27 protein-coding genes are annotated in these 21,301 nt (G+C 52.8%); 16 read left to right on the forward strand and 11 right to left on the reverse strand.

The features are described 5' to 3' along the window. Window positions 1–12 precede the first annotated feature (12 nt). From EOS98_RS13685 to flgB, 5 genes are read right to left on the reverse strand one after another with little or no spacing between them, the layout of a single operon-like run. On the reverse strand, window positions 13–768 hold the full coding sequence (locus EOS98_RS13685) for a flagellar basal body rod protein FlgF (RefSeq protein WP_000349278.1): 756 nt from the start codon (window positions 766–768) through the stop codon (window positions 13–15). A 20-nt stretch (window positions 769–788) separates the two neighbouring features. After that, on the reverse strand, window positions 789–2,000 hold the full coding sequence (gene flgE, locus EOS98_RS13690) for a flagellar hook protein FlgE (protein WP_000010567.1): 1,212 nt from the start codon (window positions 1,998–2,000) through the stop codon (window positions 789–791). 26 nt (window positions 2,001–2,026) lie between these two features. Then, a complete protein-coding gene (gene flgD, locus EOS98_RS13695; protein ID WP_000020450.1) occupies window positions 2,027–2,725 on the reverse strand; it encodes a flagellar hook assembly protein FlgD in 699 nt (232 codons plus the stop codon). An 11-nt stretch (window positions 2,726–2,736) separates the two neighbouring features. Further along, the gene (gene flgC / locus EOS98_RS13700; protein WP_001196448.1) at window positions 2,737–3,141 is read right to left on the reverse strand and encodes a flagellar basal body rod protein FlgC; all 405 of its coding nucleotides are present in this window, start codon (window positions 3,139–3,141) and stop codon (window positions 2,737–2,739) included. Between the two features lie 3 nt (window positions 3,142–3,144). Next, window positions 3,145–3,561 carry a flagellar basal body rod protein FlgB gene (gene flgB, locus EOS98_RS13705; protein ID WP_000887043.1) on the reverse strand — a complete coding sequence of 139 codons (417 nt, stop codon included), beginning with the start codon at window positions 3,559–3,561 and terminating at the stop codon, window positions 3,145–3,147. Window positions 3,562–3,717: 156 nt separating this feature from the next. Between flgB and flgA the strand changes: the two genes are divergently transcribed. From flgA to flgN, 3 genes are all read left to right on the forward strand, one after another. Next, window positions 3,718–4,377 carry a flagellar basal body P-ring formation chaperone FlgA gene (gene flgA, locus EOS98_RS13715; protein ID WP_020898673.1) on the forward strand — a complete coding sequence of 220 codons (660 nt, stop codon included), beginning with the start codon at window positions 3,718–3,720 and terminating at the stop codon, window positions 4,375–4,377. A gap of 91 nt (window positions 4,378–4,468) precedes the next feature. Beyond that, a complete protein-coding gene (gene flgM / locus EOS98_RS13720) occupies window positions 4,469–4,762 on the forward strand; it encodes a flagellar biosynthesis anti-sigma factor FlgM (RefSeq protein ID WP_000020893.1) in 294 nt (97 codons plus the stop codon). A gap of 4 nt (window positions 4,763–4,766) precedes the next feature. Further along, window positions 4,767–5,189, forward strand: a complete 423-nt coding sequence (gene flgN / locus EOS98_RS13725; protein WP_000197547.1) for a flagella biosynthesis chaperone FlgN — start codon at window positions 4,767–4,769, stop codon at window positions 5,187–5,189. 81 nt (window positions 5,190–5,270) lie between these two features. On the opposite strand, the gene murJ is transcribed toward flgN, so the two are convergent. From murJ to rimJ, 4 genes are all read right to left on the reverse strand, one after another. Continuing rightward, window positions 5,271–6,806, reverse strand: coding sequence for a murein biosynthesis integral membrane protein MurJ (murJ, locus tag EOS98_RS13730; RefSeq protein ID WP_001537775.1), 1,536 nt, complete (start codon window positions 6,804–6,806; stop codon window positions 5,271–5,273). A gap of 304 nt (window positions 6,807–7,110) precedes the next feature. After that, window positions 7,111–8,034: a Gfo/Idh/MocA family protein gene (locus EOS98_RS13735; protein ID WP_076735724.1), complete on the reverse strand. Its 924-nt coding sequence runs from the start codon at window positions 8,032–8,034 to the stop codon at window positions 7,111–7,113. Window position 8,035: 1 nt separating this feature from the next. Next, window positions 8,036–8,683 carry a YceH family protein gene (locus tag EOS98_RS13740; protein WP_000873047.1) on the reverse strand — a complete coding sequence of 216 codons (648 nt, stop codon included), beginning with the start codon at window positions 8,681–8,683 and terminating at the stop codon, window positions 8,036–8,038. A 35-nt stretch (window positions 8,684–8,718) separates the two neighbouring features. After that, window positions 8,719–9,303 carry a ribosomal protein S5-alanine N-acetyltransferase gene (rimJ, locus tag EOS98_RS13745; protein WP_000468204.1) on the reverse strand — a complete coding sequence of 195 codons (585 nt, stop codon included), beginning with the start codon at window positions 9,301–9,303 and terminating at the stop codon, window positions 8,719–8,721. A gap of 236 nt (window positions 9,304–9,539) precedes the next feature. On the opposite strand from rimJ, the gene mdtH reads away from it, so the two are divergent. From mdtH to EOS98_RS13795, 10 genes are all read left to right on the forward strand, one after another. Beyond that, entirely contained in the window at window positions 9,540–10,748 is a 1,209-nt protein-coding gene (gene mdtH / locus EOS98_RS13750; protein ID WP_000092177.1) for a multidrug efflux MFS transporter MdtH, read from the forward strand. 63 nt (window positions 10,749–10,811) lie between these two features. Next, the gene (grxB, locus tag EOS98_RS13755; RefSeq protein WP_000780893.1) at window positions 10,812–11,459 is read left to right on the forward strand and encodes a glutaredoxin 2; all 648 of its coding nucleotides are present in this window, start codon (window positions 10,812–10,814) and stop codon (window positions 11,457–11,459) included. 124 nt (window positions 11,460–11,583) lie between these two features. Then, window positions 11,584–12,144, forward strand: a complete 561-nt coding sequence (locus EOS98_RS13760) for a lipoprotein (RefSeq protein ID WP_126524141.1) — start codon at window positions 11,584–11,586, stop codon at window positions 12,142–12,144. Between the two features lie 103 nt (window positions 12,145–12,247). After that, complete coding sequence (gene pyrC / locus EOS98_RS13765) at window positions 12,248–13,294, forward strand: dihydroorotase (RefSeq protein WP_023219170.1); 1,047 nt, start codon at window positions 12,248–12,250, stop codon at window positions 13,292–13,294. A gap of 73 nt (window positions 13,295–13,367) precedes the next feature. Further along, complete coding sequence (gene dinI, locus EOS98_RS13770) at window positions 13,368–13,613, forward strand: DNA damage-inducible protein I (RefSeq protein WP_001217763.1); 246 nt, start codon at window positions 13,368–13,370, stop codon at window positions 13,611–13,613. A 289-nt stretch (window positions 13,614–13,902) separates the two neighbouring features. After that, window positions 13,903–14,157: a biofilm formation regulator BssS gene (gene bssS, locus EOS98_RS13775; protein WP_000414441.1), complete on the forward strand. Its 255-nt coding sequence runs from the start codon at window positions 13,903–13,905 to the stop codon at window positions 14,155–14,157. A 112-nt stretch (window positions 14,158–14,269) separates the two neighbouring features. Then, the gene (gene solA / locus EOS98_RS13780; protein ID WP_080212993.1) at window positions 14,270–15,388 is read left to right on the forward strand and encodes an N-methyl-L-tryptophan oxidase; all 1,119 of its coding nucleotides are present in this window, start codon (window positions 14,270–14,272) and stop codon (window positions 15,386–15,388) included. Window positions 15,389–15,428: 40 nt separating this feature from the next. Continuing rightward, a complete protein-coding gene (locus EOS98_RS13785) occupies window positions 15,429–15,542 on the forward strand; it encodes a YceO family protein (protein WP_001253282.1) in 114 nt (37 codons plus the stop codon). Between the two features lie 262 nt (window positions 15,543–15,804). Further along, complete coding sequence (locus EOS98_RS13790) at window positions 15,805–16,377, forward strand: cytochrome b (RefSeq protein WP_001159791.1); 573 nt, start codon at window positions 15,805–15,807, stop codon at window positions 16,375–16,377. Further along, complete coding sequence (locus EOS98_RS13795) at window positions 16,374–16,949, forward strand: YceI family protein (protein WP_000739886.1); 576 nt, start codon at window positions 16,374–16,376, stop codon at window positions 16,947–16,949. Before EOS98_RS13790 ends, EOS98_RS13795 begins: the two co-directional genes overlap by 4 nt. Window positions 16,950–17,000: 51 nt before the next feature. Here EOS98_RS13795 and EOS98_RS13800 read toward each other — a convergent pair whose 3' ends face one another. After that, complete coding sequence (locus EOS98_RS13800; protein ID WP_126524142.1) at window positions 17,001–18,053, reverse strand: rhodanese-related sulfurtransferase; 1,053 nt, start codon at window positions 18,051–18,053, stop codon at window positions 17,001–17,003. Between the two features lie 219 nt (window positions 18,054–18,272). On the opposite strand from EOS98_RS13800, the gene EOS98_RS13805 reads away from it, so the two are divergent. From EOS98_RS13805 to EOS98_RS13820, 3 genes are all read left to right on the forward strand, one after another. Then, a complete protein-coding gene (locus EOS98_RS13805) occupies window positions 18,273–19,193 on the forward strand; it encodes a Kdo(2)-lipid IV(A) acyltransferase (RefSeq protein ID WP_000163972.1) in 921 nt (306 codons plus the stop codon). A gap of 154 nt (window positions 19,194–19,347) precedes the next feature. Further along, window positions 19,348–20,562, forward strand: coding sequence for a multidrug efflux MFS transporter MdtG (mdtG, locus tag EOS98_RS13815; RefSeq protein WP_000075053.1), 1,215 nt, complete (start codon window positions 19,348–19,350; stop codon window positions 20,560–20,562). An 81-nt stretch (window positions 20,563–20,643) separates the two neighbouring features. Then, window positions 20,644–21,018 carry a MysB family protein gene (locus tag EOS98_RS13820; protein WP_000180050.1) on the forward strand — a complete coding sequence of 125 codons (375 nt, stop codon included), beginning with the start codon at window positions 20,644–20,646 and terminating at the stop codon, window positions 21,016–21,018. Here the strand turns inward: EOS98_RS13820 and EOS98_RS13825 are convergent, their stop codons facing one another. Continuing rightward, window positions 21,019–21,246 (reverse strand): YceK/YidQ family lipoprotein, encoded by a 228-nt coding sequence (locus EOS98_RS13825; protein ID WP_126524143.1) that lies wholly within the window; start codon window positions 21,244–21,246, stop codon window positions 21,019–21,021. Window positions 21,247–21,301 lie beyond the last annotated feature (55 nt).

Here is a 21,301-nt window from a genome sequence, read left to right on the forward strand (position 1 = left end):
AAATGTCCTGTATTAACTCATCGACAGCAGTTGGTTAGCTCGCCCTTCGTTCTCATCTACGCTGGTGATAACCTTCATCTGCATTTCAAAACGACGTGCGTTGGCGATCATGTCGGTCATGGCTTCAACCGGCTTGACGTTACTGCCCTCCAGCACGCCCGACATAATGCGAATTGACGGGTCGGCGGCCAGTACCGCCCCGCGTTCAGCCTGTGCCTCGGCGGTAAGGCGGAATAAACCGTCATCGCTCCGCTGCACCTCATTGCCTTCCGCTTTGACCAGCTTCAGTCGCCCAACGGGCGCCACCGTGTTTGGCGGGTCGCCGGGATTGAGCGCGGAGATCGTGCCGTCTGCCGCAATGGTGATTTCCGACCCTTCAGGAACGGTAATCGGGCCGCCTTCGCCGATAACCGGATGTCCCTGAATGGTTAACTGCCCGGTCGGACCCACCTGGATATTCCCGTTACGGGTATATCCTTCAGCGCCATCCGCCGCTTGCACTACCAGCCAGCCGTCCTGCTGTAACGCGACATCCAGCGGACGGGAGGTGTAGTCCAACTGACCCGGGGTCATATCCGCCCCGGGCGTCGACGCCGTAACCAGCGTGCGCGTTGCTAAAGAGAGGCCATCAACAGGCACCGCGCGTAACGCGTTAAGCTGCGCGCGAAAGCCCGGCGTTGAGGCATTAGCCAGGTTGCTGGCCGTTACCGCCTGCTGGTTAAGCGTCTGGCTGGCCGCCCCCATAGCGGTATAAATTGCGTGATCCATTAAGCTATCCCGTCAGGCGCTTAGCGCAGGTTAACCAGCGTATTGAGGATCTGGTCCTGAGTTTTGATGGTCTGCGCATTCGACTGGTAGTTACGCTGCGCGACGATCATATTCACCAGCTCTTTACTCAAATCCACGTTAGAGGCTTCCAGCGCGCCGTTCGTCAGCTTACCGAAGTTGCCGGAACCGGCAGTCCCCAGCAGCGCAACCCCGGAAGCCTGCGTCGCCGCCCAGACGTTATCGCCCTGGGATGCCAGACCTTCGTTGTTGGCGAAGTTAGCCAGCACAATCTGCCCCAGCACCTGCTCCTGCTCGTTGGAGTAGTTGCCAACCACGGTGCCGTCGTTGTTAATCTGGTAGCTCACCAGGTCGCCCGGCTTATAGCCGTTTTGATTGGTGGCGACGATGTTATTAGCCCCGGTGTTCTGCTGCATGGAGTTAAGGAAGCTGAGGGAGAAGGTGGCCGCTGTCGCGCCATTAATCGTACCGGTGGTGATGTTCACCGTACCGCCAGACTCCAGAATCCCGTTTTCATTGAATTTCAGCGTAGTGGACGCCGTTGTTGGCGCAGTGGCTGCAGGATCGCTGCTGTCATGGGTGTACACAGCCCATTCATTATCTTTGGTTTTCACAAAATAGACGTTCATGTCATGGGCATTACCCTGGCTGTCATAAACGGTGACGGTGCCTTTTTTGTTATACGAATCCGCATCACTCACGCTAAAGGGCGTTTTAGACGGTACAGGGTCCGTTGAGTTCAGGTTGATCTGCATTGACGCGGTGGTGGTCGATTTCGCCGCCATCAGCGTGTTCGGAATGGTGATCGGCGCAGGATTCGCCCCCTGCTGAATGGTCGGCGGCGTACCGGTGGCCGGATAGCCGGTCAACTGCATCCCCTGCATATTGACCAGGTTACGGTTCTCGTCCAGTTTGAACTGGCCGTTGCGGCTATAGAACACGGAACCGTTGCTGTCTACCAGGCGGAAAAAACCGTTCTGGCTAATCGCGACATCCAGCCCGCGCCCGGTGTTCGTTGTCGTACCGTCGGTAAAATCCTGGGTAATCCCCGCCACTTTTACGCCCAGCCCCACTTTGGAACCGGCGAACATATCGGCAAATGATGCCGTACCGGACTTAAAGCCATAGGTGGCGGAGTTGGCGATGTTATTACCGATAACATCAAGGTTGGTGGCCGCAGCGTTCAGGCCGCTAACCGCTTGAGAAAAAGACATGACTGACTCCTGATAAGTGTAAGGGCTTAGATTATTTGCCGAACTTCGTCGAGTGTGGTGGTGCCGTAGGTACCCAGATCCAACAGGTTGCCGTTACTGCCCTTCGTCACGCCCTGTACCAGAGCGAATTGCAGCGGCTGCGCCACCAGTTGCGTCCCGCCATTGCTGGCGGTAATCGCAATGTTGTAAGAACCATTCGGTACCGTTGTTCCGTCCGTTTGCTTACCATCCCAGGTAAAGGTGTGTACCCCGGCTCGCAACTCACCGATCTCCAGCGTCCGTACCACCCGGCCATCTTTATCGGTAATGGTTGCCGTCACTTTGTCCGCAGGCTGTTGCAATTCCACGCCAAACGGCGTCGTGGACGTCACGGCCCCTTCTTCCGCGCCTTTACCCGCCAGAATTGTGGTGCCAGGCACCATAACGCCATGTCCAATCAGCGTGGTCGCCTGTAGGGACTGACTATTATCGATTTGCCCGGAAATAGCCCCCAGCGTCGTATTCAGTTTTTCAATGCCGCTCACGGTACTGATTTGCGCCAACTGTGTCGTTAACTCATTATTTTGTAATGGGTTAGTCGGGTCCTGGTTCTTCAATTGCGCGACCAGTAAGGTCAGGAAACTGCTTTGCAGATCGGCAGCGTTGCTTCCGGTCATCGACCCGCTGCCGGTCGTCGTTTTGACGCCCGTGTTGGTCGGGTCATTCATATTTACGGCAATAGACATACGCGCCTCCTTTACTGGCCTAATGTCAGCGTTTTAAGCATCATGCTTTTTACGGTATTCAGGACTTCGATATTTGCCTGATAGCTGCGCGAGGCTGACATCGTGTTAACCATTTCGCCGACCACATCGACGTTGGGCATTTTGACGTAACCATTAGCGTCCGCCAGCGGGTTGCCTGGCTCATAAACCAGCTTTTCCGGTGCCTGACTTTCAATCACGCTGGCGACCTTTACCCCGCCAGTGGCTTGACCCGGCGCGGCGTCCACCTGAAAAACCACCTGTTTGGCGCGATAAGGCTGTCCGTCCGGGCCGGTGACGCTATCCGCATTCGCCAGGTTACTGGCCGCAACGTTCAACCGCTTGGACTGTGCGGCAAGCGCCGATCCGGCAATATCAAAAATGTTTAACAGCGCCACGAATTAGTTTCCTCCCTGTAGCACATTCATCATGCCTTTCAGTTGGCTACCCAGAACGGTAAGCCCCATCTGATATTTGAGACTGTTATCCGCAAACTGCGTACGTTCCCTGTCCATATCTACGGTGTTACCATCCAAAGAAGGCTGATCGGGTACGCGGTAAAGCAGATCCACTGCGGGAGAAGAGACCGCCTGGGCGGGAATATGGTGAGAGGAAGTCAACGTTAACGCGACGCCGCCGGTTTCTTCCCGTCCACGCACCATCACCTTTTTTAACTCACTGGCAAAATCAATATCGCGCGCCTGATACCCCGGCGTATCGGCATTGGCGATATTCGCCGCTAATATTTCCTGACGTTGCGCGCGCAGATTTAGCGCTTCCTGCTGAAATCGTAAGGCGGCATCGAGCCTGTCGAGCATATCTCCTCCGCAAATGGCAAAATTCAGCCGACAGCTTAAATGCCTTCACGCGCGCGTTATCGCCGGAATAAACGCAAAATGCGTCGCTATTTATTGCGTTGATGCTTGCTTCACACGGGTAGAATCCTGTCATGACATCAACCAGGGGGAAGTACCATGCAAACGTTAAAACGAGGATTCGCCGTGGCGGCTTTGCTGTTCAGCCCCCTGACAATGGCGCAGGACATCAACGCCCAGCTGGCCACGTGGTTTTCCCAGCGTCTGGCTGGCTTCAGCGACGAGGTGGTTGTCACGCTCCGTTCATCGCCCAATCTGCTGCCGAGCTGCGAGCAGCCAGCCTTCAGCATGACGGGCAGCGCGAAGCTGTGGGGCAACGTCAATGTGGTGGCGCGCTGCGCCAATGAAAAACGTTATTTGCAGGTGAATGTGCAAGCGACCGGCAATTATGTCGCCGTTGCCGCGCCCGTCGCGCGCGGCGGAAAATTGACGCCGGCCAACGTCACGCTAAAACGTGGCAGGCTGGATCAGTTACCGCCGAGGACGGTACTGGATATCCGTCAGATTCAGGATGCCGTCAGTTTGCGCGATCTCGCTCCCGGGCAGCCGGTACAGCTTACGATGATACGTCAGGCCTGGCGCGTCAAAGCGGGGCAACGAGTACAGGTCATCGCCAATGGCGAGGGGTTTAGCGTCAATGCGGAAGGTCAGGCGATGAATAATGCCGCCGTCGCGCAAAATGCGCGCGTACGCATGACATCGGGTCAAATCGTGAGTGGAACCGTCGATTCTGATGGGAATATTCTTATTAACCTATAATTGTGTAAAGATTTTGTCGCGGCTGCCGATGAGATATTCAACCATGATGGTAGCTGGCCGCTACAACGTAACCCTCGATGAGGATAAATAAATGAGCATTGACCGTACCTCACCTTTGAAACCCGTTAGCACTGTCCAGACGCGCGAAACCAGCGATACGCCGGTACAAAAAACGCGTCAGGAAAAAACGTCCGCCGCGACGAGCGCCAGCGTAACGTTAAGCGACGCGCAAGCGAAGCTCATGCAGCCAGGCGTCAGCGACATTAATATGGAACGCGTCGAAGCATTAAAAACGGCTATCCGTAACGGTGAGTTAAAAATGGATACGGGAAAAATAGCAGACTCGCTCATTCGCGAGGCGCAGAGCTACTTACAGAGTAAATAAGCGTATGACTCGTTTGTCAGAAATACTTGACCAGATGACCACCGTCCTGAATGACCTGAAGACGGTGATGGACGCCGAGCAACAACAGCTTTCCGTAGGCCAGATTAACGGCAGCCAGCTACAGCGTATTACAGAAGAAAAAAGCTCGTTGCTGGCGACGCTGGATTATCTGGAACAACAGCGCCGTCTGGAGCAGAACGCGCAGCGTAGCGCAAACGATGACATTGCAGAGCGCTGGCAGGCGATTACCGAAAAAACGCAGCATCTTCGCGACCTCAACCAGCACAACGGCTGGCTGCTGGAAGGGCAAATCGAGCGTAATCAACAGGCGCTGGAGGTGCTGAAACCTCACCAGGAGCCGACCTTGTACGGGGCTGACGGTCAGACTTCCGTCTCTCACCGCGGCGGTAAAAAAATTTCTATCTAATCATTGCCGGATGGCGACGTTGCGCCTTTCCGGCCTGAATGCCTTGTAGGCCTGATAGCACAGCGCTATCAGGCACTGAATTTACGCCGTCCGGCGAACAAACTCTTTCACTTTAAAGCCCAGCACGGCAAGCGCGGCGAAATAGGCCGCGATACCCGCGATCACTACCGCCATCAAACGCAGCAAACGCCATAGCATCGACCCTTGCGACCACTCCGGCATAATATGCAACACGCCGAACAATACGGCGGCCATCACCAGTACGGAAATGATCAGACGCATCAGGAACCACATCCAACCCGGTTGTGGCGTAAAGATATTCTGTTTGCGCAGTTGCCAGTACAGCAGCGACGCATTGAGACATGCCGCCAAACCAATAGAGAGCGACAGCCCGGCGTGTTTCAGCGGTCCAATAAACGCCAGGTTCATTAACTGCGTCATGATTAACGTCACTATGGCGATTTTCACCGGCGTTTTAATATCCTGGCGAGAATAGAAGCCCGGGGCCAGCACTTTTACGACGATCAAGCCAATCAGCCCCACCGAATAGGCGATTAACGCCCGCTGCGTCATCGCCGCATCAAAGGCGGTGAATTTACCGTACTGAAACAGCGAGACCGTCAGCGGCTTCGCCAGAATGCCTAACGCTACCGCGCTTGGCAACGCCAGTAAAAAGCACAAACGCAGCCCCCAGTCCATCAGGCGGCAGTACTCATCATGATTGCCGCTGGCAAAGCTTTTCGACAATGACGGCAACAGGATGGTCCCCAACGCCACGCCCAGCACGCCGGACGGGAACTCCATCAACCGATCGGCATAGTACATCCATGAGACCGAGCCGGAGGCCAGAAACGAGGCGAAAATGGTATTGATGATAAGGGAGATCTGACTGACGGAAACGCCCAAAATCGCCGGCCCCATCTGTTTGACCACCCGCATCGCCCCGGTGTCGCGAAAGTTAATGCGCGGCAGCACCAGCATACCGATCTTTTTCAAATACGGAAGTTGATACACCAGTTGCAGCACGCCGCCGACGGTGACTGCCCAGGCTAACGCCAGCACCGGCGGATTAAAGTATGGCGCGGCGAATAATGCAAAACCGATCATGCTGATATTAAGAAATGTCGGCGCAAAAGCGGGAATAGAGAAGCGATTCCAGGTGTTGAGAATGGCGCCAACCAGTGAAGCCAGCGAGATCAGCAGAATATAGGGAAACGTAATCCGCAGCAGTTGCGTCGTCAGCGCGAATTTATCCGCAGTATCGGCAAAACCCGGCGCGGTTACCATAATCACCCACGGGGCGGCCAGCATACCGGCCACCGTCACGACGGCCAATGCCAGCGTCAACAGGCCGGAAACGTAAGCGACAAAGATCCGCGTCGCTTCTTCACCCTGCTTGCTCTTATATTCCGCCAGGATAGGCACAAAGGCCTGAGAAAAAGCGCCTTCGGCAAAGATCCGGCGTAGTAAATTAGGGAGTTTAAACGCCACAAAAAAGGCGTCGGTCGCCATCCCTGCGCCAAAAATTCTGGCGACAATCGCATCACGGGCAAAGCCCAACACGCGTGAAAACATAGTCATCGAGCTGACGGCAGCCAGCGATTTCAATAAATTCATTTCTTTTGTATTCCAGACCCTGGCGTAAAACTCCTGCATGGCTGATCCATCGACCGGATAACGCAACTTCTGCCGTATCCGGCTGTATCACCGCGCCTGACGGCGACGTTAAAACGTCTTATCAGGCCTTACAGACTCCCCCACGGTTTGCCATTATTCACTGTGAAAAGAGGTATTGTGTAGAGTGGGCATATATACCCGCCATACTTCGAGCTGCATGTGCGTTAGCTTTTCTGCAACTCGAATTATTGAGGGTATAGTACCTGGATTACGATGAATTACTACCGCCAGATGTTACAGAGGGTTATTCGCTGATGGCGTCCCGCCACAGCGCCTCCACGACGCGCTGGGCCAAAATCGCCTGCTCCCCCGCCGTTTCCGGAACCGTCTGATTTTGTACGCAGTCAATGAAATGCCGCGCGCATCCGACAAAACCACGCTGTTCAAGCGTCGTTTGCCAACCCGGACTGGGTTTGATGAGAATACCCTGCCCGCGCTCTTCGCGCCATTCACGCATATCCGTCACGTCATACAGCCCGCCGTCGGTGACGGCCTGGACCGATTCACGCTGACTTCCGGCGCGCCGGTGCATACTGGTGGTAATTTGTAGTTTGTCGGCGGAAAAATGATGTTCCGCATAGCACATTTCGCCGGACTCGCTGGTGAGCAACGTGCCGCTGGCAAGGCGCGCCTCGCCGCCCGCCAGCCACAGAGCGGTATCCACGACATGCAGATAGTCATCGAGCAAAGTAAAACGTAAGTCGTGCGGCCCGACGCTATCGGTACGATGTTTATCCATACGCAGTGACGCCGCAGTGCCGAGGCGCGTCTTCAGTTCGCGGTACAGCGGCGCGAAACGGCGATTAAAGCCAACCATCAGCGTCAATTTTTTTTGCGCCGCCAGCGCCACCAGCCGTTCGGCATCACGTAGATTTTCCGCCAGCGGTTTATCCACGCAAACATGCACGCCGGCATTGAGAAGTTCGCTGACCACGGCATAATGGCTTGCGGTACTGGAGTGGACGAAGACCGCATCGCAGCCGGACGCTAAATTCGCCAGCGAATCCACATACGGTATGCGCCAGCTTTCGCAGATACGTAAGGCTTTATCCCGCGAAGGAGACCAGGCGCCCTGTAGCGTCCATCCGGCGGTGTTGGTTAATACCGGCAGCCAGGCCTTCTGCGCAATACCGCCTAACCCAACAATGCCAATCCGTAATGTTCTCACATTACTCTCCCAGGTGAGCTAACAAAGAATCCAGCCGCTGCTTTAACTCCGCCACTTCGCTTTCCAGCGCTTCGACGCGCGACTGAAGATCGCCCGACGCACTTTCCGGCGCAGACGTCTGGAGAGACAGTTCATCGACGTCGCCGCAAAAAAGGTGCATATAACGGCTTTCGCGCTTACCCGGTTCACGCGCCAGACGGACGACATACGGGCCGTCCTCACGACTGGCAAGCCGTTCCAGCGTGGATTCAACTTCCGCCATATCGCTGAATTCATGCATCCGCGACGCCCGGCTACGCAACTCGCCGGGCGTTTGCGCGCCGCGCAGCAGCAGCGTAGTGACAAGCGCCACTTCCGCCGCGCTAAGTTTCAGATCGCCAAATTCGGAATTACAGAAACGCTGTTCATATTTGGTGACGCGATTGCCAAACCCGCTGACCGTACGCAAAAAGTGGCGTTTCACCAGGTTATCGAGCTGTTCTTGTACCTCTTGTTCCGTCAGGTTCATCACCGGTTCACGGTTGGTTTTCTGATTACAGGCTGTCACCACCCCGTTGACGGAAAGCGGATACTGTTCCGGCGTTGTCACCTGCTTTTCCAGCAGACAGCCAATCACTCGCGCTTCAGTGGCGGTTAATTCATATTTCATCGTTTTCTCCCTTTGCCTCTCATTCCGTAAGCCGCTCAACGCCCCGGCGTCCATAACGGCGTGGTTAACGCCGTCAGGACATGGTCGCGCCATTGTCCATCAATCAACAGGTAATCTTTCGCATAGCCTTCTTTCTCAAAGCCAAGCCGCGCCAGCAACGCGCCGCTACGTTTGTTGTGCGGCATATAGTTCGCCATGATACGGTGGATATGCTGAGTGCGCTGCATATAGCGAATCGCAGCGGTTAAGGCTTCAAACATCAGCCCCTGCCCCTGCCACTTCTGCGCAATGGAATAGCCCAGATAACAGGCATGAAAAGAACCGCGCACCACATTGGAAAAATTCGCCACGCCGATAATTTCTTTTTCTTCCGGATCAAGTAGCGCGAAATAGAAGGCGGAGCCCTGTTTGTGAAATTCACCGATCATTCCCAGACGCGCCTGCCATCCTGAAGGATAACAATGACTTTCATCACGGACCGGTTCCCAGGGTTTTAAAAAATGACGATTTTCCGCGTAATAATCGGCCAGACGCCAGGCATCACGCTCATGCACTAAACGTACCACCAGACGATCGGTGGTTAAGCGCACTTTTGGCACGTTACTACGATAGCCAAACATTCTATACCTACTCCTTCCTGTAACGTCTTCAGCACGCCAGTAACATTACTATACCTGCGCAACCAAGCTCTGTGAAAAGCGCAAATCGTCATTTTTTGAATTGCTGCCACATTTTGATGAAAACTCTCGATTAAAAAGGACTTTTGATAAAAAAATATTGTCCCGCTAACGGTAGGAAAAAACGAAACGCCGCCGCAGAATAGAAGACGCTCATCTTTTATTTCCCGGGAGGGGAAATGTCGCGCGTCTCGCAGGCGAGGAACCTGGGTAAATATTTTCTTCTCATCGATAACATGTTAGTGGTGCTGGGTTTTTTCGTCGTCTTCCCGCTCATCTCTATTCGCTTTGTCGATCAAATGGGGTGGGCTGCCGTAATGGTAGGGATCGCGCTCGGCCTGCGCCAGTTTATTCAACAAGGTCTGGGCATTTTTGGCGGCGCCATCGCCGATCGCTTTGGCGCGAAACCGATGATTGTCACCGGTATGCTGATGCGCGCCGCAGGCTTTGCCACCATGGGTATCGCGCATGAGCCCTGGCTCTTGTGGTTTTCCTGCTTTCTTTCCGGTCTCGGCGGTACGCTTTTCGACCCGCCGCGTTCAGCGCTGGTGGTCAAATTAATTCGTCCGGAGCAACGGGGCCGCTTCTTCTCTCTGTTGATGATGCAGGACAGCGCGGGCGCGGTGATTGGCGCGCTGCTGGGAAGCTGGTTGCTACAATACGATTTTCGCCTGGTCTGCGCGACAGGCGCTATTTTGTTCATATTATGCGCCCTTTTCAATGCATGGCTGCTTCCGGCCTGGAAGCTATCAACGGTCAGAACGCCGGTGCGTGAAGGAATGCGCCGCGTCATGAGCGATAAAAGGTTTGTCACCTACGTGCTGACGCTGGCGGGCTACTATATGCTGGCGGTACAGGTCATGTTAATGCTGCCGATTATGGTAAACGATATCGCCGGTTCGCCTGCTGCCGTGAAATGGATGTATGCTATTGAGGCGTGTCTCTCGCTGACGTTGCTCTACCCGATTGCCCGCTGGAGCGAAAAGCGTTTTCGGCTGGAGCATCGGCTGATGGCCGGTTTGCTCGTCATGTCGCTGAGCATGCTCCCCATCGGGATGGTGGGCAATTTACAGCAGCTTTTTACGCTTATTTGCGCTTTCTACATCGGCTCGGTTATCGCCGAACCGGCGCGCGAAACGCTCAGCGCGTCGCTCGCGGACGCGAGGGCGCGGGGAAGCTATATGGGCTTTAGCCGTCTGGGATTAGCCATTGGCGGCGCGATTGGTTATATCGGCGGCGGCTGGTTGTTTGATATGGGTAAAGCGTTTGCGCAGCCTGAACTACCGTGGATGATGCTCGGTATTATCGGTTTCATCACCTTTTTGGCTTTAGGCTGGCAATTTAGTCATAAACGCACGCCGCGCCGGATGCTGGAACCCGGCGCCTGATTTGATACCTGTCGCTATCTCCTCCATACTGGTCAGATACCGGCAGTCAAATGGAGGAGAAACGTGAAGCTTTATATTTACGATCATTGCCCTTTCTGCGTTAAAGCCCGCATGATTTTCGGCCTGAAGAACATCCCCGTTGAACTTAACGTGTTACAAAATGACGACGAGGCGACGCCCACCCGGATGATTGGTCAAAAGATGGTGCCCATCCTGCAAAAAGATGATAGTCGCTACCTTCCTGAAAGTATGGATATTGTACATTATGTCGACAACCTCGACGGCAAACCGCTGTTAACCGGGAAACGCAATCCAGCCATTGAAGAGTGGTTGCGCAAAGTTAACGGTTACGTTAATCAGCTACTGCTGCCGCGATTTGCAAAATCCGCTTTCGATGAATTTTCTACCCCTGCGGCGCGCCAGTATTTTATCCGCAAAAAAGAGGCCTCATCTGGCAGTTTTGACAACCATCTTGCGCACTCTGCCGGACTGATTAAAAAGATCGGCGATGATTTACGTTTGCTGGATAAACTCATCGTACAGCCTAACGCCGTTAACGGCGAATTATCGGAAGATGATATTCATCTGTTTCCGCTTCTGCGTAATCTGACGCTGGTCGCCGGTATCCACTGGCCGACAAAAGTCGCGGACTATCGCGATAATATGGCGAAGCAGACGCAAATTAATTTACTCTCCTCAATGGCTATCTAACTCCCGCCAGGCGGCAACCCTTTCTTGCCGCCTTTTTCAGCTTTTTCTAGTGGCACCATGTCCGCTGGCGCGACATGCTGCTTTGTGTCAAGATTAGGGCACAGGCAACATGCTAAGGAACGCCATGAAAAAGTTTTTTTTTGCCGCTGCGCTGGTAGTTAGCGGCCTGTTAGTGGGTTGTAATCAACTTACGCAATACACCATTAGCGAACAAGAAATCAATCAAGCGCTTGAAAAACGGAATAATTTCTCAAAAGATATTGGTCTGCCCGGCATTGCCGACGCGCATATCGTATTGACTAACCTTGTCAGCCAGATTGGTCGGGAAGAACCTAATAAAGTCACCCTTACTGGCGATGCCAGGCTGGATATGAATTCCCTGTTTGGCAGTCAAAAAGCGACGATGAAACTCAAGCTAAAAGCCCTGCCGGTCTTTGATAAAGAAAAAGGCGCCATCTATCTTCAGGAGATGGAAGTAGTAGATGCCACCGTGACGCCGGAGAAAATGCAATCGGTGCTACAAACGCTCCTGCCCTATTTAAATCAGTCTTTACGTAGCTACTTTAACCAGCGGCCCTCTTACGTGTTGCGTGAGGACAGCAGTAAAGGCGAAGCGTTAGCGAAGAAACTCGCGAAAGGCATTGAAGTTAAACCTGGTGAAATCGTTATTCCTTTCACCAATTGATTTCGGAGGGCGCGCTCGCGCCCTTTTTTTACGTGCAAACGAAAACGTTTCCGCTTATCCTTTGTTTCCGGCAAAAAGACTATTCCTCAGCCGGAGCTTATTAATGACTGCACCATCCCAGGTTTTAAAGATCCGCCGCCCGGACGACTGGCACGTTCACCTTCGCGATGGCGACATGTTAAAAACGGTCGTACCCTATACCAGCGAAATTTATGGTCGCGCTATCGTGATGCCGAACCTGGCGTCCCCCATCACGACCGTTGATGCAGCGATCGCCTACCGCCAGCGTATTCTCGATGCGGTGCCCGCCGGGCATGATTTCACGCCGTTAATGACCTGCTATTTAACGGATTCGCTCGATGCCGATGAACTGGAGCGTGGTTTCCATGAAGGCGTATTTACTGCGGCTAAGCTTTACCCGGCCAATGCCACCACTAACTCCAGTCATGGCGTAACGTCAGTCGACGCTATCATGCCGGTACTGGAGCGGATGGAAAAACTCGGAATGCCATTGCTGGTCCACGGTGAGGTGACCCATGCGGAGGTTGATATCTTCGATCGCGAAGCGCGTTTTATCGACACCGTAATGGAACCGCTACGCCAGCGTCTGACCGCGCTTAAAGTGGTCTTTGAGCACATCACGACCAAAGATGCCGCGCAGTATGTCCGTGACGGCAACGACAACCTGGCGGCTACCATTACGCCTCAACATTTAATGTTTAACCGTAATGATATGCTGGTCGGCGGCATTCGTCCTCACCTGTACTGTCTGCCGATTCTGAAACGCAATATTCACCAGCAGGCGTTACGCGACCTGGTTGCCAGTGGTTTTACGCGCGCCTTCCTGGGGACGGATTCAGCGCCGCATTCACGTCATCGTAAAGAGACCAGTTGCGGCTGCGCCGGTTGTTTCAACGCCCCCTCCGCCCTTGGCAGTTATGCCGCCGTGTTTGAGGAAATGAACGCGCTGGCGCACTTTGAAGCGTTCTGTTCACTGAATGGCCCGCAATTCTATGGCCTGCCGGTGAATACGGGGTGGGTGGAACTGGTTCGCGATGAACAACAGGTACCGGAAAATATCGCGCTGGCTGATGATTCGCTGGTGCCTTTTTTAGCGGGTGAAACAGTACGCTGGTCAGTAAAAAAATAAAAAATGCGCTTACCTGTTGCTATATATTGGATTTAACTGTATATATATCCAGTATATTCAACAGGGGGCCATTATGCGTATTGAAGTCACTATAGCCAAAACGTCACCTCTGCCTGCCGGTGCGATTGATGCGCTGGCGGGCGAACTCTCCCGTCGTATTAGCCATCATTTTCCTGAGAACTTGGGTAACGTCACCGTACGTTACGCTACCGCCAACAACTTGTCCGTCATTGGCGCATCAAAAGAGGACAAAGAACGCATTAGCGAGATTCTCCAGGAGACCTGGGAGAGCGCTGATGACTGGTTCATCAATGAATAAAAAATGATATGCAGTGATGTATGTTTGCCGGGTCGCCCCGGCTTTTTTATTTGCGCAACTGATGAATATTTCGCCTGACCCTCAAAATAATTGCACAACATCCTAAAAAAATATGAATGAACTGCCGCTTTATTGTTCATATAATTCTTAAAAAGAGAAATTTATCCTCCGGTCTCTTTAAAAACGCAGTGAATAGCCTTATTAATTGGTATACTGAAGTTGCTTCAGAAGAAAAACACGCATTGAACCTCGAGAACCGTTGTCTTATAACACGTACCAAGGGGGCATGATGGAAAAGAATAATGAAGTCATTCAGACCCATCCGCTTGTAGGATGGGACATCAGCACCGTCGATAGCTATGATGCGCTGATGCTGCGTTTACACTACCAGACCCCAAATCGTCCGGAACCGGAAGGGACTGAAGTTGGTCAAACGCTCTGGTTAACGACAGATGTAGCCAGGCAATTTATTTCAATATTAGAAGCCGGCATCGCCAAAATAGAATCAGGTGATTACCAGGAAAACGAGTATCGTCGCCATTAGCGTGACGCGCTCCCCCTCTCTCAGGCACCGTAAGGTGCCTCACTTATTTCTGGCTTGTATATCTCAGCGCAGTTATTTACCCTGAAATCATCGCGATAGCAGAGAGAAGCTGATGAAATACGACCTTATTATTATCGGCAGCGGTTCGGTTGGCGCCGCCGCTGGTTATTACGCCACCCGCGCCGGGCTAAAGGTCCTGATGACCGATGCGCATATGCCGCCTCATCAACAGGGCAGCCACCACGGCGATACCCGACTTATCCGCCACGCTTATGGTGAAGGCGAAAAATATGTCCCACTGGTGCTTCGCGCCCAGGCGCTTTGGGATGAACTCTCCACACACAATGAAGAGCCTATTTTTGTCCGCTCCGGCGTCGTTAACCTCGGCCCGGCCGATTCCGCTTTCTTAGCCAACGTCGCACGAAGCGCACAACAGTGGCAATTGAACGTCGAGCGCCTGGACGCGACGGCCCTCATGACGCGCTGGCCGGAAATTCGCGTGCCCGATAATTATATCGGGCTGTTTGAAGCTGACTCCGGTTTCCTGCGCAGCGAATTAGCCATTACCACATGGCTTCGTCTGGCCCGAGAAGCAGGCTGCGCACAGCTATTTAACAGCCCGGTAAGCCATATTCACCATGATGATAACGGTGTGACGATAGAGACGAGTGAAGGCTGCTACCACGCCAGCAAGGCGCTGATTAGCGCGGGCACCTGGGTCAAAACGCTGGTACCGGAGCTGCCCGTTCAGCCCGTACGTAAAGTTTTTGCCTGGTTTAAGGCGGATGGACGTTACAGCACTAAAAACCGCTTTCCGGCCTTTACCGGCGAAATGCCCAACGGCGATCAATATTACGGCTTCCCGGCGGAGAACGACGAGTTAAAAATCGGCAAACACAATGGCGGACAGCTAATACAGGCTCAGGAAGAGCGCAAGCCCTTTGCCGCCGTTGCCAGCGATGGCGCGGAAGCATTTCCTTTCCTGCGTAACGTACTGCCGGGTATCGGCGGTTGTTTACATGGGGCGGCATGTACCTATGATAATTCGCCGGACGAGGATTTTATTATCGATACGCTGCCTGGCCATGAGAACACGCTTGTCATCACTGGACTCAGCGGACATGGTTTTAAATTCGCCCCGGTGTTAGGAGAAATCGCTGCGGATTTTGCGTTGGGAAAAACATCCTCCTTTGATCTGACGCCGTTCCGGCTTTCCCGTTTTAGCCAATAATTTGTCGGCCCCGTAAAGGGGCTGTTTATTAAGGTAAGCTATGCGCCGTCTCTTTCATTTTCTGATGAATAATATTCGCGAACATTTCATGCTTTACGTTATTCTTTGGTCACTGCTGGCGGTGATGGATATTGTTTATCTCCTTTTCTTCTGATTGCTTTTCATTGACGTTAACTGACACTTCCTGAAAATTCCTCACTTTTTATTTCATAACGTTGAAGCACGGCAATAATGCCAGTTCCTGCCGTTGCGCGGTTACAGGAGTGAAATATCTCGAAACTTCTGAAGCTGAACCGCAAACAACATCAAAATTATTGAAATAAAAATAAATATCATTCAAATTCTTATTTATAAGTTGCATTCGGCGCTTTTCCACGCCATTTTCATTCTCTCGTGAAATATTCATTGGTGTGTTTATGCAATTTAAAAATACTCCACAGCGTTATGGCGTGGTTTCCGCCGCGCTCCACTGGCTGACCGCCCTGGTGGTCTATGGCATGTTTGCGTTGGGTTTATGGATGGTCACGCTCAGTTATTACGACGGCTGGTATCACCAGGCGCCAGAAATACATAAAAGTATTGGCATGTTACTGATGATGGCGCTGATCGTGCGTATTATCTGGCGGCTTTATTCGCCACCGCCCGTTGCGTTGACCAGCTATTCCCGTTTAACGCGCGCTGGCGCCGCCGCGGGTCATCTTCTCCTGTATCTCCTGCTCTTTGCGATAATCATTAGCGGCTACCTGATTTCCACCGCCGACGGTAAACCGATTAGCGTCTTTGGCTGGTTTGAGATTCCGGCCACGCTTACGGACGCGGGCGCGCAGGCTGACATCGCCGGAACGCTGCATCTGTGGTTTGCCTGGTCGCTGGTCATTATCTCGCTCTCGCATGGGGTTATGGCGCTAAAACACCATTTCATCGATAAAGACGACACACTGAAACGTATGACAGGAATGTCGTCATCTGACTATGGAGCTCAAAAATGAAAAAAAACCTGCTGGGATTCACCCTCGCATCCTTGTTATTCACGACCGGTTCCGCCGTGGCGGCGGAGTATAAAATTGATAAAGAAGGCCAACATGCGTTCGTCAATTTCCGCATCCAGCATCTGGGCTACAGCTGGCTATACGGCACCTTTAAAGATTTCGACGGCACGTTCACTTTTGACGAAAAAAATCCGTCGGCAGACAAAGTGAACGTGACCATTAACACCAATAGCGTCGACACTAACCATGCCGAACGTGACAAACACCTGCGTAGCGCGGAATTTCTTAATGTTGCGAAATTCCCGCAGGCAACCTTCACCTCTACCAGCGTGAAAAAAGAGGGCGATGAACTGGATATTACCGGCAATCTGACGCTCAATGGCGTGACTAAACCGGTAACGCTGGAAGCGAAGCTGATGGGCCAGGGCGACGATCCGTGGGGCGGTAAGCGCGCGGGCTTTGAGGCCGAAGGAAAAATTAAGCTGAAGGATTTCAATATAACTACCGATCTCGGCCCGGCCTCACAAGAGGTTGAGCTTATCATCTCAGTAGAAGGCGTTCAGCAGAAGTAACGCCTGGCGAAATGCCGGATAGCGGCCTTTACGCTGCTATCCGGCAAAATATTACTCAGCCGGATCGGGAATGCTCAGTTTGCTATTAAGCCGACCACGCGATTTATTAAAAATTTTGTTGCCGTTCTCGCGACCCGCGCGACGTCGGCGCTGTTCTTCCTCCGGCAAGGCCAACTCTTCACAGCATTGTTCACTACAGCAGCCGTTAAATTTACTGGCGCACTGCGGACACTGGATAAACAGCAGATGGCAACCGTCGTTTTTGCAGTTGGTATGGCTATCGCAGGACGCGCCGCACTGATGGCAATGCGCGATAACCTCATCCGAGATTCGTTCGCCCATTCGCTCATCAAATACAAAATTTTTGCCGATAAAGCGAACGGGAAGCCCCTGCTCGCGCGCGCGACGGGCGTATTCAATGATGCCACCCTCAATATGCCAGACTTTATTGAAACCGTTGTGTTTCATCCAGGCGCTGGCTTTCTCACAACGAATACCGCCGGTACAGTACATCACTATCTTTTTATCTGCATGTTCCCGCAGCATTTCAACCGCTTTTGGCAACTGTTCACGAAACGTATCCGCCGGGATTTCCAGAGCATTTTCGAAATGGCCGACTTCATACTCATAGTGGTTGCGCATATCAATAAAGACCGCGTCAGGATCGTCCAGCATCGCATTCACATCTGCCGCCTTCAGATAATCGCCGACATTACTGGCGTCAAAACTCGGATCGTCAATACCGTCAGCGACGATACGGTCGCGAACTTTCATACGCAGCACCCAAAATGACTTTCCGTCATCCTCCAGCGCGATATTTAAACGCACCCCGTCCAGCGCGGGGTCGAACGTATAAAGCTGTTGACGAAAGGTCTCGACCTTGCTTTGCGGCACGCTGATTTGCGCATTGATGCCCTCATGCGCCAGGTAAACGCGACCAAAAACGTCCAACGCCGTAAACATCTGATACAACGCGTCCCGCGTCTGTTGCGGCGAGGCGATAGTGAAATATTTATAAAAAGAAATTGTCGTACGCGGCTCGCTTTCCGCCAGCATTTTGGCTTTCAGCTCGTCATTAGAGATGCGGTTGTGTAACACTGGCATGGTGTACGTATCCTGCAATCAGCAAAAAATAAAGTGGGCAGGCATGATAAGGCAAGTCTCGCCAATTTACATCCACACATTTTGCGCTACATTTCCTGCTTTACACTAAATAATTAACAACAATTGTCGATTTAATCGCCACTCTCCTGCTACATATTTTTGCTCAACGCAAAAAGATGCGAGAATACGGGGAATTGTTCGTTGAAAGACAGGATAGAAATGACGAAGTTGCCTAAGTTCTCCGTGGCCTTACTGCACCCGCGCTATTGGTTAACCTGGTTGGGTATAGGCGCGCTTTGGTTGGTCGTGCAACTCCCCTACCCGGTCATCTATAAATTGGGTTGCGCATTGGGCCACCTGGCGCGACGCGTAATGAAACGCCGCGCAAAAATCGCCTATCGCAACCTTGAATTATGCTTTCCGGAAATGAGCGCGCAGGAACGCCACACCATGGTGGTCAAAAACTTTGAATCCGTCGGTATGGGCGTGATGGAAACCGGCATGGCCTGGTTCTGGCCCGATCGGCGAGTGAACCGCTGGATGGAAGCGAGCGGTCTGGAGCATATCCGTGAAGTTAAGGCGCAGGGGCTGGGGTTCATTCTGGTAGGAATACATTTTCTTACCCTTGAGTTTGGCGCCCGCATGTTTGGTATGCATAACCCGGGGATCGGAGTTTATCGCCCGAATGATAATCCGTTGCTCGACTGGTTACAGACCTGGGGACGCTTACGCTCCAATAAATCAATGTTGGATCGCAAAGATCTGAAAGGCATGGTTAAGGCATTGAAAAGCGGCGAATTGATCTGGTATGCGCCGGATCACGATTATGGCCCGCGCGCCAGCGTTTTTGTACCATTATTCGCTGTCGACCAGGCTGCCACGACCTCCGGTACCTGGATGCTCGCGCGCATGTCTAAAGCCTGTATTATCCCCTTCGTGCCTCGCCGTAAACCCGATGGAAAAGGCTACGAACTGATCATTCTTCCTGCGGAATATTCGCCTCCGCTGGAGAACGCAGAAGCGACTGCCGCATGGATGAATAAGATTGTTGAGCAGTGCATTATGATGGCGCCAGAGCAGTATATGTGGTTGCATCGCCGCTTTAAAACTCGCCCTGAAGGCGTACCGTCGCGCTATTGACAGGATTGCAGCCGTCAGGCTGCAATTTTTCCCCTCTTTTAGCTTTAAAAGCTCCCCACATTGCGAGGCTGGTAAGGTCGGCGCATAATTATAATTAGTACGCTCATAATTAAATTGATGATAGCGCAAACCGCGCATCATACTGTGGAACGCTATGTCACCCTCTGATGTCCCCATAAACTGGAAACGCAATCTAACCGTTACCTGGCTGGGCTGTTTTTTAACCGGCGCGGCATTCAGTCTGGTCATGCCTTTTCTCCCTCTCTACGTTGAGCAACTCGGCGTAACAGGCCATAGCGCGCTCAACATGTGGTCCGGGCTGGTCTTTAGTATTACGTTCCTCTTTTCAGCTATCGCTTCCCCTTTTTGGGGCGGCCTGGCGGATCGTAAAGGACGTAAGATCATGCTGTTGCGTTCCGCTCTCGGCATGGCCATTGTGATGCTGTTAATGGGCATGGCGCAAAATATCTGGCAATTTCTGATCCTCCGCGCGTTATTAGGCCTGCTGGGCGGATTTATTCCCAACGCCAATGCGCTCATCGCCACTCAGGTGCCACGCCATAAAAGCGGCTGGGCGTTAGGGACGCTCTCTACTGGCGGCGTCAGCGGCGCTCTGCTTGGCCCACTTGCGGGCGGTCTGCTCGCCGACCATTACGGCCTTCGCCCGGTCTTTTTTATTACCGCCAGCGTTTTGTTTATCTGTTTTCTGCTCACCTTCTTTTTTATTCGCGAGAATTTCCTGCCGGTGAGCAAAAAAGAGATGCTTCACGTTCGGGAAGTGGTCGCCTCGTTAAAAAATCCCCGCCTGGTGTTAAGCCTGTTTGTCACCACGCTGATTATTCAGGTGGCGACGGGGTCTATTGCGCCCATCCTGACGCTCTATGTGCGCGAACTCGCGGGAAATGTCAGTAATATTGCGTTCATTAGCGGGATGATAGCGTCCGTTCCCGGCGTGGCGGCATTACTTAGCGCCCCCCGGCTCGGCAAGCTTGGCGACAGAATTGGCCCGGAAAAGATCCTTATCGTCGCGCTGATTATTTCCGTACTGCTGCTGATTCCAATGTCTTTTGTGCAAACGCCATGGCAGCTCGCGCTATTGCGGTTTCTGCTTGGCGCGGCGGATGGCGCGCTGCTGCCAGCCGTTCAAACTCTGCTGGTTTACAACTCTACCAACCAGATAGCCGGGCGCATATTCAGTTACAACCAATCTTTCCGCGATATCGGCAACGTCACCGGCCCTCTCATGGGCGCCGCAATTTCCGCGAGCTATGGCTTCCGCGCCGTATTCTGCGTCACGGCAGGCGTGGTGTTGTTCAATGCCATCTATTCATGGAACAGCTTACGACGGCGCAGACTGGCAATAGAATGATTTTTGCGCTTTCATACTTGCAATATCACAGAATCAGCTATTCTTTCCCTAAATACCTCGTCAAATCAAAGGGAGACACTGATGACCATGTATGCCACGCTGGAAGAAGCTATCGATGCAGCCCGGGAAGAATTTCTGGCTGACCATCCAGGCCTCGAACAAGATGAAGCGAATGTGCAGCAGTTCAACGTTCAGAAATATGTACTGCAGGATGGGGACATTATGTGGCAGGTCGAATTTTTCGCCGATGAAGGTGAAGATGGCGAATGTCTGCCGATGCTGAGTGGTGAAGCCGCGCAGAGCGTGTTTGACGGCGATTATGATGAGATAGAGATCCGCCAGGAGTGGCAGGAAGAGAATACCTTGCATGAATGGGATGAAGGGGAATTCCAGCTTGAACCCCCGCTTGATACCGAGGAAGGCCGTACTGCGGCAGACGAATGGGATGAGCGTTAATTACTCATAAGGCCCGTGGTGAATATCGAGCGGCAGTAGCAGTGTATCGAAGATCAGTGAGAAGGGCAGATCGAGGATAGTGATATAGCGCCATGTGGAATCACGCATATCCCACTGCACGCCAGGGTAATACTGGTTGCCGTGTCCTTGTCCGGGGATCGTTCTGCTGATAATACTGCCGCAGCCGCTCAGGGTAATCACCATTATGCTCACCGCGAATATACGCACCTGATACCTCATTTCACTATAAAAATACCGGCATCACGCCGGTATTTTTCACCTC

The sequence above is a fragment of the Salmonella sp. SSDFZ69 genome (assembly GCF_004010755.1).
GTDB classification, from domain to species: domain Bacteria; phylum Pseudomonadota; class Gammaproteobacteria; order Enterobacterales; family Enterobacteriaceae; genus Salmonella; species Salmonella enterica.

Bases quoted from the DNA above. Each gene is read 5' to 3' on its own strand.
- EOS98_RS13685 (WP_000349278.1), bottom strand. From the start codon at position 768: ATGGATCACGCAATTTATACCGCTATGGGGGCGGCCAGCCAGACGCTT.
- flgE (WP_000010567.1), bottom strand. From the start codon at position 2,000: ATGTCTTTTTCTCAAGCGGTTAGCGGCCTGAACGCTGCGGCCACCAAC.
- flgD (WP_000020450.1), bottom strand. From the start codon at position 2,725: ATGTCTATTGCCGTAAATATGAATGACCCGACCAACACGGGCGTCAAA.
- flgB (WP_000887043.1), bottom strand. From the start codon at position 3,561: ATGCTCGACAGGCTCGATGCCGCCTTACGATTTCAGCAGGAAGCGCTA.
- flgA (WP_020898673.1), top strand. From the start codon at position 3,718: ATGCAAACGTTAAAACGAGGATTCGCCGTGGCGGCTTTGCTGTTCAGC.
- flgM (WP_000020893.1), top strand. From the start codon at position 4,469: ATGAGCATTGACCGTACCTCACCTTTGAAACCCGTTAGCACTGTCCAG.
- flgN (WP_000197547.1), top strand. From the start codon at position 4,767: ATGACTCGTTTGTCAGAAATACTTGACCAGATGACCACCGTCCTGAAT.
- murJ (WP_001537775.1), bottom strand. From the start codon at position 6,806: ATGAATTTATTGAAATCGCTGGCTGCCGTCAGCTCGATGACTATGTTT.
- EOS98_RS13740 (WP_000873047.1), bottom strand. From the start codon at position 8,683: ATGAAATATGAATTAACCGCCACTGAAGCGCGAGTGATTGGCTGTCTG.
- rimJ (WP_000468204.1), bottom strand. From the start codon at position 9,303: ATGTTTGGCTATCGTAGTAACGTGCCAAAAGTGCGCTTAACCACCGAT.
- mdtH (WP_000092177.1), top strand. From the start codon at position 9,540: ATGTCGCGCGTCTCGCAGGCGAGGAACCTGGGTAAATATTTTCTTCTC.
- EOS98_RS13760 (WP_126524141.1), top strand. From the start codon at position 11,584: ATGAAAAAGTTTTTTTTTGCCGCTGCGCTGGTAGTTAGCGGCCTGTTA.
- pyrC (WP_023219170.1), top strand. From the start codon at position 12,248: ATGACTGCACCATCCCAGGTTTTAAAGATCCGCCGCCCGGACGACTGG.
- dinI (WP_001217763.1), top strand. From the start codon at position 13,368: ATGCGTATTGAAGTCACTATAGCCAAAACGTCACCTCTGCCTGCCGGT.
- bssS (WP_000414441.1), top strand. From the start codon at position 13,903: ATGGAAAAGAATAATGAAGTCATTCAGACCCATCCGCTTGTAGGATGG.
- solA (WP_080212993.1), top strand. From the start codon at position 14,270: ATGAAATACGACCTTATTATTATCGGCAGCGGTTCGGTTGGCGCCGCC.
- EOS98_RS13785 (WP_001253282.1), top strand. From the start codon at position 15,429: ATGCGCCGTCTCTTTCATTTTCTGATGAATAATATTCGCGAACATTTC.
- EOS98_RS13790 (WP_001159791.1), top strand. From the start codon at position 15,805: ATGCAATTTAAAAATACTCCACAGCGTTATGGCGTGGTTTCCGCCGCG.
- EOS98_RS13795 (WP_000739886.1), top strand. From the start codon at position 16,374: ATGAAAAAAAACCTGCTGGGATTCACCCTCGCATCCTTGTTATTCACG.
- EOS98_RS13800 (WP_126524142.1), bottom strand. From the start codon at position 18,053: ATGCCAGTGTTACACAACCGCATCTCTAATGACGAGCTGAAAGCCAAA.
- EOS98_RS13805 (WP_000163972.1), top strand. From the start codon at position 18,273: ATGACGAAGTTGCCTAAGTTCTCCGTGGCCTTACTGCACCCGCGCTAT.
- mdtG (WP_000075053.1), top strand. From the start codon at position 19,348: ATGTCACCCTCTGATGTCCCCATAAACTGGAAACGCAATCTAACCGTT.
- EOS98_RS13820 (WP_000180050.1), top strand. From the start codon at position 20,644: ATGACCATGTATGCCACGCTGGAAGAAGCTATCGATGCAGCCCGGGAA.